This is a genomic window from Streptomyces hirsutus, from assembly GCF_001418415.1.
GTDB classification, from domain to species: Bacteria; Actinomycetota; Actinomycetes; order Streptomycetales; family Streptomycetaceae; genus Streptomyces; species Streptomyces hirsutus.
The window spans coordinates 1-12738 of the sequence record NZ_LIQT01000483.1; the positions used below are offsets into that span (position 1 = coordinate 1).

8 protein-coding genes and 1 pseudogene are annotated in these 12738 nt (G+C 72.0%); 4 read left to right on the forward strand and 5 right to left on the reverse strand.

Annotated elements, in window-relative coordinates; all coding sequences use genetic code 11:
- Positions 1–50 precede the first annotated feature (50 nt).
- A complete protein-coding gene (locus AOK11_RS31630) occupies positions 51–2156 on the forward strand; it encodes an MMPL family transporter (RefSeq protein WP_063793551.1) in 2106 nt (701 codons plus the stop codon).
- Between the two features lie 295 nt (positions 2157–2451).
- On the opposite strand, the pseudogene AOK11_RS46905 reads toward AOK11_RS31630, so the two are convergent.
- Positions 2452–2580: pseudogene (locus AOK11_RS46905) on the reverse strand (IS256 family transposase); the annotation flags it as partial.
- Positions 2581–3025: 445 nt separating this feature from the next.
- Here AOK11_RS46905 and AOK11_RS40935 point away from each other — a divergent pair.
- Both AOK11_RS40935 and AOK11_RS31640 read left to right on the forward strand, forming a co-directional pair.
- Positions 3026–3649: a lasso peptide biosynthesis B2 protein gene (locus AOK11_RS40935; RefSeq protein WP_240497564.1), complete on the forward strand. Its 624-nt coding sequence runs from the start codon at positions 3026–3028 to the stop codon at positions 3647–3649.
- A gap of 1 nt (position 3650) precedes the next feature.
- Positions 3651–5471: an asparagine synthase-related protein gene (locus AOK11_RS31640; protein ID WP_055597126.1), complete on the forward strand. Its 1821-nt coding sequence runs from the start codon at positions 3651–3653 to the stop codon at positions 5469–5471.
- On the opposite strand, the gene AOK11_RS31645 is transcribed toward AOK11_RS31640, so the two are convergent.
- The 3 genes from AOK11_RS31645 to fmt form a co-directional block, all read right to left on the reverse strand.
- Positions 5455–6756, reverse strand: coding sequence for a hypothetical protein (locus AOK11_RS31645; protein ID WP_079035213.1), 1302 nt, complete (start codon positions 6754–6756; stop codon positions 5455–5457). The genes AOK11_RS31640 and AOK11_RS31645 overlap by 17 nt on opposite strands.
- A 562-nt stretch (positions 6757–7318) precedes the next feature.
- Positions 7319–8728 (reverse strand): RsmB/NOP family class I SAM-dependent RNA methyltransferase, encoded by a 1410-nt coding sequence (locus tag AOK11_RS31650; protein WP_055597127.1) that lies wholly within the window; start codon positions 8726–8728, stop codon positions 7319–7321.
- 130 nt (positions 8729–8858) lie between these two features.
- Positions 8859–9791, reverse strand: a complete 933-nt coding sequence (gene fmt / locus AOK11_RS31655) for a methionyl-tRNA formyltransferase (protein ID WP_055597128.1) — start codon at positions 9789–9791, stop codon at positions 8859–8861.
- Between the two features lie 399 nt (positions 9792–10190).
- On the opposite strand from fmt, the gene AOK11_RS31665 reads away from it, so the two are divergent.
- On the forward strand, positions 10191–10757 hold the full coding sequence (locus tag AOK11_RS31665; RefSeq protein WP_055597130.1) for a hypothetical protein: 567 nt from the start codon (positions 10191–10193) through the stop codon (positions 10755–10757).
- A gap of 93 nt (positions 10758–10850) precedes the next feature.
- On the opposite strand, the gene AOK11_RS31670 is transcribed toward AOK11_RS31665, so the two are convergent.
- A partial coding sequence (locus AOK11_RS31670; RefSeq protein WP_055597133.1) for a primosomal protein N' occupies positions 10851–12738 on the reverse strand: 1888 nt, incomplete at its 5' end.

The following is a 12738-nucleotide window of genomic DNA, read 5'->3' on the forward strand; positions in this document are numbered from 1 at the left end:
ACGGTTCCGGCGGGGAGTACGGTTCCGGCGGGGAGTACGGGAAACGCGGCATCGGGCATCTGGTCTGCGGACGCCGTGCCAAGTGGCTGGTCCTGGCGCTGTGGCTGGTGGTGCTGTTCCTGGCGGCGCCCCTGGCGCAGAAGCTGACCGACGCCCAGGACAACGAAGCGGCGTCCTGGCTGCCGGGGTCCGCGGAGTCCACGCAGGTCCTGGAGAGCTCCGAGGACTTCCGGCCCGAGCAGATCCCCGCGATCGTGGTCTACGCGCGCGAGAGCGGTCTGACGGCCGCCGACCGGGAACGGATCACCGAGGACGCGGCGCGGCTGAGGCAGCTGTCCGGCCACGGCATCCGGGGTGCCGAGACCCGGGGCCCGGTCTACGACCGGGAGACCGATCCGCGGGCGGCGCGGATCCTCGTACCGATCACGATGGACGAACAGGGCTGGCAGCGGATCGCTCCCGCCGTCGACTCCCTGCGGGACGAGGCCGGCGGGAGCAACGGCGGGCTCGCCGTGCACATCACGGGGCCGGGCGGCACGTCGGCGGACTTCGCCGAGGCGTTCGAGGGCATCGACTCGACGCTGCTGTTCGCCGCGATGGGCGTGGTCGTCGTCATGCTGCTGTTCACCTACCGCAGCCCCACCCTCCTGCTGGTCCCGCTGCTGTCGGTGATCTGTGCCCTGTTCACCGCGCAGGCGTTGATCTATCTACTGGCCGAGCACACCGGCCTGACCGTCAACGGGCAGAGCGCCGGCATCCTCACCGTGCTGGTCTTCGGCGCGGGCACCGACTACGCGCTGCTGCTGGTCGCCCGCTACCGGGAGGAACTGCGCCGGCACGAGGACCGGCACCGGGCGATGGCCCGGGCCCTGCACCGGGCGGGCCCCGCGGTGCTGGCCTCGGGCGCGACCGTCGTGCTGAGCATGCTGGTGCTGCTGGTCGCGGAGATGAACTCCACCAGTGGCCTCGGCCCGGTCGCCGCAATCGGTGTCGCGGTGGCCCTGCCGGCCATGATGAGCCTCTGCCCGGCGCTGCTGGTCGTCTTCGGCCGGTGGATCTTCTGGCCGGTGATCCCGCGCCACGGCTCGCCCGACCCGACCGAGCGGGGCGTGTGGGCGCGCATGGGGCGCCGGATCGCCCGCGGTCCGCGCATGGTCTGGGGCGTGACGGCGGCGGTGCTGGTGGTCTGTTCGCTGGGCCTGGTCCAGCTGCGCGCCGAGGGCATCGGCAACGCGGACGCGTTCACCGGGAAGCCCGACTCGATCGTGGGGCAGGAGATCTCCGCACGTCACTTCCCGGCGGGCAGCGGTGATCCGCTGGTCGTCGTCGGCGACCGGGCCCGGGCCGGCGAACTGCGCCGAGCGGTCTCCTCGACGGAGGGCGTCGTGCCCGGGTCCCCGGGCCTGCCTCCGGGCAGCAGACCGCATGTCGGGGACATGGTGCTGTTCGAGGCGACCATGACCGCCCCCGCGGACAGCGAGGCGGCGAAGGAGACCGTGGAGCGGGTCCGGGACGCCGTGCACGCGGTGCCGGACGCGGACGCGCAGGTGGGCGGCGGAACGGCGGCGCTGCTGGACATGGACCGAGCGACCACGCACGACAATCTGGTGATCATTCCGCTGGTGCTGCTCGTCGTCCTGCTGATCCTCTGCGCCCTGCTCCGGGCCCTGATCGCCCCGCTGCTGCTCATCGGGACGGTGATCCTGTCGTTCGCCGCGGCGCTCGGCCTCAGCGCCCTGGCCTTCCGGTACGTGTTCGACTACGCGGGCGAGTCGACGGACTTCCCGCTGTTCGTCTTCGTCTTCCTGGTGGCCCTGGGCATCGACTACAACATCTTCCTGACCACCCGGATCCGCGAGGAGGCGGGCCTGCGCGGCACCCGGCGGGGCGTGGTCACCGGGCTCGCCACCACGGGCACCGTCATCACCTCCGCGGGCCTGGTCCTGGCAGGCACCTTCGCCGCGCTCGGCACCCTGCCCATGGTCGCCTTCGCCGAGATCGGCTTCGCGGTCGCCCTCGGCGTGCTGCTGGACACCTTCGTCGTGCGGTCGGTGCTGGTCACGTCCCTGTTCCTGGACGTGGGCCCCAGGGTGTGGTGGCCGCACCGGCTCGCCCGCGAGGACGGCGCCGGCGCGGTGCGCGAAGCGGAGGTGTAGGTTCCCCCTTCTTGTGGCCAACCGCGGTCGTCCGAACCGGGCGGATACGCGCGTCTCAACTGCTGGCCAACCCGATCCGTCCCACGGTCTTGGCCCATCCCGTGGCGACACGTCGAGTGGTGCTGCCGGGGCATGGAACGCGGAAAACCAGCGGCGCCAAGCCTCGGGATGCCGAGTGCAGGAGCGGATCCATTACGCCTCCCCTACCTGCTGGCCAGATTTTCACCTCGCCCCATCGGGAGCTGACACCCAGGCATCCGGGCTCTCCACAATGTGACATGACGGCTCGTCACAGGGTGATCTCGCCCTCCAGGGCGGACTCCAGCAGCCGCTTCGTCGGTTGCTGCAGCAGCCCGCCCTCGCCGACGGTGGCTCAGCCGCCTCGATGGACTCGGCCTCGTTCCCGTTCCCACTGGTCATCGATGCGTCTTCTTTGATCAGGAGTTACACCGAACGATTTACCGTCCCGCACGAAGACCGACACGCCGCGCGACCAGGGCCGGATGGTTTATCAGCATCCGCAGGGCCCCACGACGTCCGCGGCCGGGGGTGACTCCGGAACAACGGCCAAGGCAGTGCCGCGAATCACTCGTGCTTCGCGGCGCGGGTGCCGACAGTCCGGTTGCGGGACATCCTGCGCAGAGTAGCCTAAATATTACCAATGCCACCTGATCCTGGAGGTAGGCGATGTTTCTCCGACTGCTGCGGCGTCATATGCCGCATGGGCTCGTCCTTCTCGGCAACGGCCGTCTGATCCGGGGCTTCAGCGGCGGCTTCTACGACGGTCACGGGTACCACTCCTGACACCGTCCCCCGTCGGACCGGGTCCGCCGCGGGCACGGTGTCAGGCCGACCTTGGAGGAGGTGCGGTGGCAGAGGACACCGATGCCCTGGTGGCCATGACGCGGATCCTGTCACCGCATTGCCGTGTCACCAGAATGTCCGACGGAGCGCTGATCGCGGACTGGCGGCGGACGCGTTTTCTTGGAGTGGCGACGGCGGACATCCGGAAGTTCGCTGATGGGCTCTCCGAGGAACGCGCCGAAATCGTTGCCGGTCTCATCCGCGCCGGGTGTGCGACGGCCCGCCGGAGGCAGCAGTCGGACGTCGCGATCGGGCTCTGGCTGCGCGGAGTGCACCTGCTGATCCGGACCATGGGATTCGGGCGCGCCCTTCGGCTCCTGTCCTTGGCAGCCCCGGATTACGCCCGTGCGGACCCCGCCGCCACGGAGGACGTCGAACGGCTGAAACGGGCAGTGCAATCACACGGTCGCAGAAGCTGGTTCGTCAACGCCGACTGCAAGGCCGAGGCCGTGACGGCTTTCGTGCTGCTGCGGCGGCGCGGCCTGAAGGCCGTACTTCACGTCGGTGTGCGCGAGCACCCGTTCGCCCTGCACGCCTGGACGTCTTCGGCCGGCCTGTGCATCCCCAACGCCGATCCGCGCGGGCACGCGTTCGCGCCGGTCCTCTCGGTCGGCGGCGGAGGGCAGTGACGTGGAAGCACTCCGCCTCGGGTGGGACGGGGGCGTCCCGAAGCTCTGGGCAGCCGGGGCCATGGCGCGGCAGGGACTCGTGACGACGGTTTCCTCACGGGCCGGGACCGCGGTGGTCGCCGGCTGGGTCGGCTCCGTCCGTGAGCGCGTGGCGGGAGCGCGCGGCCTCCTCGACGACTGGGGCCGTCCGCAAACGGCACCGCCTCTGCCGACCGGCGACTACGCGGCCGTCCTGGTGTGCCGCGACCGCATCCTGCTGATGCGGGACGAGCAGGCACGCATCCCCCTGTTCTTCAGGGAGTCCGGTGGTCGTGTCACCGCGGTGAGTACCTCGGCGCGCCACCTGGGCGACGGAACAGAGCTGGAACGGCGCTACTTCTGCCGATACCTGACCGGGAACATGGCGCAACCCCACTCGGAACTCACCCCCTTCGCCGGGGTACACCGCATACTCGGTGGCGAGGTGGTGGAACTTTCGATCACGGGGCAGATGCGCGGTCGGGTGCCGCGACACGTCCGTCAGACCCACGATCCGTCGGTACAGGCAGCGGACGAACCCGGCCTCGGCGGGGCCTCGAAGGACCTGCGCCTCGCATTGGAGAACGCTGTCGGGCGCCGTATGGGCAGGATGACGGCATGCCATGTTTCCGGCGGCACCGACTCCACCAGCATCGCGCTGCTCGCGGCACGTCTGCTGGCCGCGGGACAGGGCCAGACCGGGGACCTCGTCCTGCTCGCCGGGCGCTTCGGAAGGGGAGAACTCGCTGCCGAACAGCCTTATCTGGACGAGGCGATGGCGGAGATCCGCCGACACGCGCCCGCAGCCCGCCCGGTGATCCTCGATGCCGACGACGTGGCCGACTTCGACGACTTCCAGCACCACGCGGGAGGCTCGGACGAGCCTCATGCGCACGCCTTCCGCGCCCCGTTCTGGAGCAGGCTTCATGCCGCTGCGGCGGATCTGGGCTGCGACACCCTCCTGACCGGCTGCGGGGCCGATCCGATGGTGGACGCCAACCCGCTTCACCTGCACAGGCTGGCCCGCACGGGACAGCTCCGGCAGATGACGAGGCAGGCACGTGACTGGGCCGCGGGCAGCGAGCGGGGCTTGTGGGACATCGTCTCCGCCTACGTGGTGCAGCCGGCTCTTCCACTGACCGCCGAACGGGTCACAGCGCTCGTCCGCCGCCGCGGAACGGTGCTCGGCGGCCTCGGCGACTTCGCCCGCCCCCGATGGCTGCGTTCCGGATTCGCGCGGGCTCACGGCTACCGTGAGGCCGGCATCGCGGAGAGCCGCTTCGTGTTCGGGCGCAAGCCCGAACAGTCCCTCTACGAGGCCGCCAATTACATCGCCGCTCCTGACCCGCTGTCCTGGCGCCGCGCACGGCAGGACGGGTTCTTCCTCTCGCACCCCTTTCTCGACCCGGAGGTCATCGCCACGATGCGCTGCCTCCCCGCCGAGGCCGCGTTCCATCCGGGCCGTCCGAAGGCGGTACTGCGCGAGGCGATGGCGGATCTGCTTCCGCCCCGGATCAGCGGCCGGGTCGTCAAGGTCCCCTTCAACCAGCTCTACTCACGCGGCCTGCGGACACACGGCGACGAACTCATCGACCTCTGCCGCTCCGCGAGGCATCCGCTGATCGCGGAGATGTTCGACGTCGAGACGCTGTGCCGGGCGGTGAGGGAAGCGCAGTTCGGCATAGGGGACTCCTATTCCTGGGACCGTGTGAACAGTTCTCTCGCCCTCGTGGTGTGGCTGGAGCGATTGGACCAGCGCTCCCGCGTGCGCCGTGCGGCCATGCCGGTCATCGCTGGTTCTTGATGTTCCAGAGCGTCCGTTTGATTGGACCCGTTTCGGGGGTGACCAAGCCGTACCGGCTCAACATCTCGCGAATTTCCGCTCCGGATAGTATGCGGTTTTCCTCTCCGTTTCGCATGATGGATCCCGCCAGGCCTGCGCCATGCGTGCCGAACCACCAATAGACAGTGACGTAGCGGGGGTCCATCGTATGCCGGTCAATCGCATTGTTTTCGTACACCCGGCCGCGGTAGACGACGGAGTCGAGGTTCTTATCCTTCTTGAGCCACTGGGGCACCTTGCCGCCACCCCAGGAATACCCATTCATCTGGATTCGCTCCAGACCGATCCGGTCCTTGCGCGCCAAGTACGCGGAGGCGTAGAGCGCCAACTGGTCATACGGCGTGTCGATGGGCAGTTGCACAACCGTTTGGGTGACGAACTCGTCGTTTGCCTCGACCCAGTATCCGGCAGGCACCCATGGCTGCGCCAACACCAACTGGCCGGGCTGGTAGATCTCCCTTCGGGAGAGCGGGTGTTGCACCTGGAAGTTACCGAACGTCTCAGCATCTGCACGCCACTGCTCGCGGGGCCGGTCCGTCTGGCTGAGCGACACCCGTTCGCCCATGGCGTGGAATTCTGTGCCGAGCACGAAAAAGCCCATATCGCTGCGGTTCTCGATCCTGATGTCGACCGGTACGGCGAATTCCTTGCGGTCCTTACTCAGCACAGGCTTTCCCACGGCGATCTTGACGAGGGGCCTGACACCGCGCTGGGACGGCTGGTAAAGGTGCTCGTAGCTGAAATTGGCCACCGCGAGACCCGAGGAAACGATCAGTGCCGCAGCCACCCGCTTCGGAGAGGGGATCACGACCGATGTCCGCCACACCGTGACAACGGCCCATGCGGAACCCGCCGTGAGCAGGCTGAACAGCACCCGGTAAAGCGTGGAATCGCCGTCCCTGAATGTCTCGAGCAGGAGCATGATGTTGGCCAAAAATGCCGCGACCGTGCCGATCAGCGCGACCATCCCGGAATAGGGGAAGTTGCCCCGGCCCCAGTGGTCCACGACCGCGGCAGCACCCAACAACGAGAGGGCCGAGACCAGAATAAGGATGGCACCGGTGATGCGCCCCGTGTAGGTCAGGGCCTCGCTGAGGTCTTCGATGCCCCACCAACCCAGCAGCAGCGCCGTCGGGAGGAGGACCAGCAGAATCAATGCCATGGCAGCCGGTGACCGCCCGGTGTTCGTGGTGATCAGTAGCGCCCGCAGGCGCGAGCCGACGCCGGCCCCGGGGGGAGTCCTCATGTGATCATCTCCTGACTCCGCAGGCCGTCCACCATGCGCTGACGGTGACCGCGACCGGAACACACACCCTCAAGCCGACCGCGAAGAGCCCCGCCGGTAGGCACCTGCCCATGCCAACTAGACCCACGGGGTTCTCCTTCGACCGTCACTACGGCACTGCGGCACTGCACGGGTGAAGCGCCGTCCGGCGAGCCCCTTCCGGCTTCCCGCGGCACGTACCTCGCGGCGGCGTCGCGGAGCGCCCGGTCCCCGCAGCGGACCAGGAGACCTGGTGCTGCGCCGGGACTCGAGCACCATCGTCCGTGTTGATCATTCGGATCACCATCCGGATGCCTCCGGACGGCCTACCCGAATGAGTCCCCTTCGGGCTTCGGACAGGAGGTTCGCTGTCGTCGATGCTGCGGCGGACAAGGACCTCGTGCCGGTCCTCGTCGACGGGGGTGAGCGCCCAGCCGTAGGCGCAGGAGCCCTTTGTGCCGATCCACGCAGGCGCGCGGTTCTACGCGGTTCTAGCCGATCCACGCAGGCGCGCGGTTCTACGCGGTTCTAAAGGAGCCGGGTGTCAGCCGGTCCGGCGGATGAGTGCCAGATACATGGCGTCGGTCCCGTGCACATGCGGCCACAACTGGACGTCGGGGCCCTCGCCCAGATCCGGGACGCCGGGCAGCAGCGGCCGGGCGTCGAGGAGTTCGGCGGCCGGGAACTGCTTGAGGAGGTCGGCGACCACGGCCCGGGTCTCCGCCAGGTGCGGCGAGCAGGTGGCGTAGCCGACGACACCGCCGACCCGTACGGACTCCAGAGCGGTGCGCAGCAGCTCCCGCTGCAGCGGGGCAAAGCCCTCCAGGTCTCCCGGCCGGCGCCGCCAGCGCGCCTCGGGGCGCCGCCGCAGGGCGCCGAGGCCGGTGCAGGGCACGTCGACCAGCACCCGGTCGAAGGTGCCGGGCCGCCACGGCGGCCGGGTCCCGTCGGCGGCGACGACCTGGTACGGCCCGGGGTTCCCCGCCAGCGCCTTGGCGACCAGCCCGGCCCGGTGCGGCTGCTTCTCGGAGGCCAGCAGGACGGCACCGCGCTCGGCGGCGAGCGCGGCGAGCAGCGCGGCCTTGCCACCGGGACCGGCGCAGCCGTCCAGCCACATCCGGTCGGGCCCGTCCAACGGGGCGCCGGCCAGGGCGAGCGCGACGAGCTGACTGCCCTCGTCCTGCACGCCGGCCCTGCCGTCCGCCACGGCCGGGATCGCGCCCGGCTCCCCGCCCTCGCTCAGCCGCACCGCGTACGGCGACCAGCGGCCGGGCAGAGCGGCCTCCTCCTCGAGCAGTTCCCCGGTGGTGGCCCGGCCGGGGCGGGCGACGAGCGTGACCTCGGGCCGCTCGTTGTCGGCCCGCAGCAGTTCCTCGATGCCGGCGCGGCCGCCGCCGAGGGAGTCCCACAGCGCGGAGACGACCCAGCGCGGGTGCGAGTGCACCACGGCGAGATGGTCCTCGGGGTCTTCGTCGTACGGCGGCGCGACCTGCTCCAGCCAGCCGTCGAGGTCGTGCTGCGCGACCTTGCGCAGCACGGCGTTGACGAACTTGGCCCGTCCGTCGCCGAGCACCACGCGCGCCAGCTCGACGGAGGCGGACACGGCGGCGTGGGTCGGGATCCGGGTCCCCAGCAGCTGGTGTACCCCGAGGCTCAGCACGTCCAGCACGGGCGGGTCCACCTCGCGCAACGGCCGGTCGACGCAGGCGGCGACGATCGCGTCGTACGTGCCCTGTCGGCGCAGCGTTCCGTACACCAGCTCGGTGGCGAGCGCCGCGTCCCGGGCGTCGAAGTCACCGCCCTCGCGCGCCTTGCGCAGCAGTGGCGGCAGAACGAGGTTGGCGTAGGCGTCCCGCTCGTCCACGGCCCGCAGGGCCTCGAAGGCGAGGATGCGGACGGGGTCCTTCTGGGGCCGGCGGTAGGGCTTGCGGGGACGACGGGGCTGGTCACTCACGAAAAGGTGCTCCGGGTGTGGGATGAAGTGCGCGGTCCAGCGTACGTCGTCGGGACGGCCGGGGTCGCGAGGCGCCGGGCGCCCGGCCGGGGTGCGGTGGCGCCGGGCGCGGGACAGGGGTTCCGCGGCGTCAGCCGCCGACGGTCTCCTCGGCGCCGATCCGTACACCGCGTGCCCAGTCGGCCGCACGCATCGGCTTCTTGCCCTGGGCCTGCACCCACAGCAGTTCCACGGCGTGCGAGCCGGTGCCGACGTACACGTTGTTCTTGCCCGCGACCAGCCGGCCGGGCGCGAGATCCGTGCGGTCGGGGGCGGGCCTGACCTGGACGAGCTTGAGCCGCTCGCCCCGGAAGGTGGTCCAGGCCCCGGGCGCGGGGGTGCAGCCGCGCACGATGCGGTCGACGCGCAGGGCCGGGGCGCTCCAGTCGACGCGGGCGTCCTCCACGGAGACCTTCGGGGCGAGGGTGATCCCGTCGGCGGGCTGCGGTACGGCCTTCAGGGTGCCGTCCTCGATGCCGTCCATGGTCGCGGCGAGCAGTCCGGCGCCGGCGAAGGCGAGCCGGGTGAGCAGGTCGCCGCTGGTGTCGGTGGGGCGGATCTCCTCGGTGACGGTGCCGTAGACCGGCCCCGAGTCGAGCCCTTCCTCGATGAGGAAGGTGGACGCGCCGGTGATCTCGTCGCCCGCCATGACGGCGTGCTGCACGGGTGCCGCCCCGCGCCAGGCGGGCAGTAGCGAGAAGTGCAGGTTGACCCAGCCCCGGTCCGCGATGTCGAGGGCGGCCCGGGGCAGCAGGGCTCCGTAGGCGACGACGGGACAGCAGTCGGGGGCGATCTCGCGCAACCGCTCGAGGAACTCCGGGTCCCGTGGCTTCACGGGCCTGAGCACCTCGATCCCGGCCTCCTGCGCCCGCTCGGCGACCGGAGAGGCCACCAGCCTGCGGCCCCGCCCGGCCGGCGCGTCGGGCCGGGTGACGACGGCGGCCACCTCGTGCCGCTCCGAGGCGAGAAGAGCGTCCAGGGCGGGAACGGCGACCTCGGGGGTGCCGGCGAAGACGAGCTTCATGGGGTGGATTCGAGCCTCTCGGGCGGGGACGTGGCGGGCAGCGCACCAGTCTATGGGGGGACGGCCGAGGGCGTACGGGCGGCGTGCGAGCAGTACGGCGGGCCGCACACGGGCAACGGTTCGCACACGGCCAGCGGTTCGGACGCGGCCAGCGGTTCGGACGCGGCAGTGGGGCGCGGTACGGGGGACGGGCCCGCGGACGGGCTCCGGGCCAGGGCCAAGGGCTGGGTCTGAGTCTGGGGCTGGGCTCCCAGTCCTCCACAGGGGCGTGCGCGGGAATCGCCACGCCCCCAGCCCGTGACCCACGGAGCTGATCCGCGTTGGTCAAGAAAGAGTTGACCACACCGGGCCGCTCCGACGCGGCCCGTTCCTTTCAACGCCGGTTCGAGAGGCTTGTTCATGGCCGACCACGCAACCCACGACGCCCAGGCTCGCGCCAGCCTGCACTTGCTGGTGCGGGACATCGAGCGGGTCCGCCGGCAGGTGGACGCACTGCGCACGCTCACCGCCCAGCTCGGCAACGTCTACCGCCCGCGCCGCTCCGGCCCCTCCACGGGCTTCGTCGTCTACGGACGCGCCCCCGCCCCGACGGTCCGTCTCGCCCAGGAACTGCGGGACAGCGTCGAGACCCTGGTCACCGCGGCCGTGGACTTCGACCGCTCGCTGGGCTTCTCGTGGGACGCGGTGGGCTCCGCGCTCGGCGTGACCAAGCAGGCGGTCCACCGTCGTTACGGCGCCCGCCGTGCCGCGGCCGCCCAGAACCAGGCCACGGAGACGGAGCACACCGCCGAGCCGTCGGGAACGCGCACGGTCAACGTGGGTGCGGGGGTCTCCGGTGTGCCGACGGTTCCCGCCGCCCGTTCCATGCCGACCCAGCCGACGGCGGGCAGCCCGTCCTTCCGCGACGACCCGCGCCCCGCGACCTTCCCCGGCCCCACCACCTTCCCGGGTCCCCGCAACGGCTGAGCGCCCGCCCTCGGTCCTCCCGAACGCGACCGCGCCCGGGAGGGCGGCACTCCTCCGGCATGCTCGCCCCGGCCGTCCCCCGGCCCGTCCTCCTCAGCCGATGTCGGGCGGGTCGATCCGCACCCACACCGGTTCGTCGCCGGCGCGGGCCGTACGGGCCGCCTGGGCGGACTTCAGAGCGGCGGTCAGCGCGGTCCCCCGGCCCGGGGGTACCCGGATCAGGGCCCGCTCCCAGTGGTCCCCGGGCGGCGGGCCGCCGGGCCGCCGCGGACGGCCCACGGGGGTGACGGGCAGCGGGACGGGCCCCAGAACCTCCGCCTCGCCGGGAAGTCCGGCCGCGCGGAGGAACCCGGCCACGGCCTCCCCCGGCCCTGAGACCGCCGCCATCCTCGACACCGGTGGGAAGCCCAGTTCGGCCCGCTCCCCCAGCTCCCGTACCGCGTGTCCGACGGGATCCCACCGCACCAGCGCCTGCACGGGCCGCAGGGTCGGCTCGGCGACCACCACGACCGTGCCGCCCTCCGCCTGGGGACGCACCAGCGCCGCCGCGCCGATCCAGCGGCGCAGCGCGTCCTCCCCGGCCCGTAGATCGGGCCGGCTCAGCATCGCCCAGCCGTCCAGCAGCAGGGCCGCCGCGTATCCGCCCTCGGCAACCGGCTCGGCCCCCGGCGTGCTCACCACCAGCGAGGGCGCGGCCGGCACCGTGTCCAGCACGTGCTCGCGGCCGGAGGTGCGCACCGGCACGGCGGGGAAGGCCCGGCCCAGTTCCTCGGCGGTCCGCCGCGCCCCCACCACCTGGGCCCGCAGCCGGAACCCGCCGCACTCCGGGCAGTGCCAGCCGCTCTCCTCGCGCCGTCCGCACCAGCCGCACCGCAGATCGCCGGCGCCGGGTGCCTCCATCGGCCCCGAGCAGTGCCGGCACCGTGCCGGGATACGGCAGCCCGCGCACGCCATCCGCGGGACATAACCGCGTCGGGGCACCTGCACGAGGACCGGTCCGTGCCGCAGCCCCTCCCTGACGGCCTGCCAGGCGAGCGACGGCAACCGGGCGGCGCGGGCGGCCTCGTCCCGCGCGAGGTCCCCGTCCCCGACGGTCCGTACCAGCGGGGCGGCGGCCCGTACCCGGTCCCTTCCGGCGACCAGGGGACCGGCCCAGCCGGTCTCCACCAGCTGGGCGGCCTCCACCGTGCAGCTCCAGCTGCCCAGCAGGAAACCGCACTTGTCCTGTGCCGCCCGCAGCAGCAGTACCTCACGCGCGTGCGGCTGCGGGGCGTGCTGCTCGCTGTGGCTGTCGTCGCCGTCGTCCCAGAGCGCGACCAGGCCGAGGTTTTGGACGGGCGCGAACATGGCCGCCCTGGTGCCGATCACGGCGCGCACGGAGCCCCGGCGCACGGCGAGCCACTGCGCGTACCGCTTCTCGGGCCCGGCGTCGGCGGTCAGCACCGCGTGCCGCCCCTGGCCCAGGAGCTCGGTGAGCGCGGCGTCGAGGCGGGCGACGGTCCGTCCGTCCGGGAGGACGACGAGGGCGCCGCGGCCGGAGGCCAGCGTCGCCGCGACCGCGCGGGCCAGCTCCTCGCTCCAGAGCGGTCCGGGCAGCGCGTTCCACACGGCGCGCGGAGCGCCGCCGGCGGCCAGCGACCGGAGGAAGGCGGGCCCCTGCTCGTACCGGGCCCAGGAGCCCGGCTCGGGGGGCGGGGGCGGCGGCGCCGGGTCGGGCGAGGGTCGCCGCTCGGCGCGTGCGCTGCGCGGCGGTACGGCGAGCTGGAGCACGTCGGCGAGGCTGCCCGCGTACCGGTCGGCGACCGCGCGGGCCAGCCCCAGCAGCTCCTCGCTCAGGACCGGCTCGGGCGAGACCACCTGGGCGAGGGCGGCCAGCGGCCCCGAGTAGTCGGACTCGGCGAGCCGCTCGATCAGGAACCCGTCGATGAGCCCGCCACCCTCGCGGCGCCCCTCACGCACCCGGTGCCGGCCGGCCCCGAAC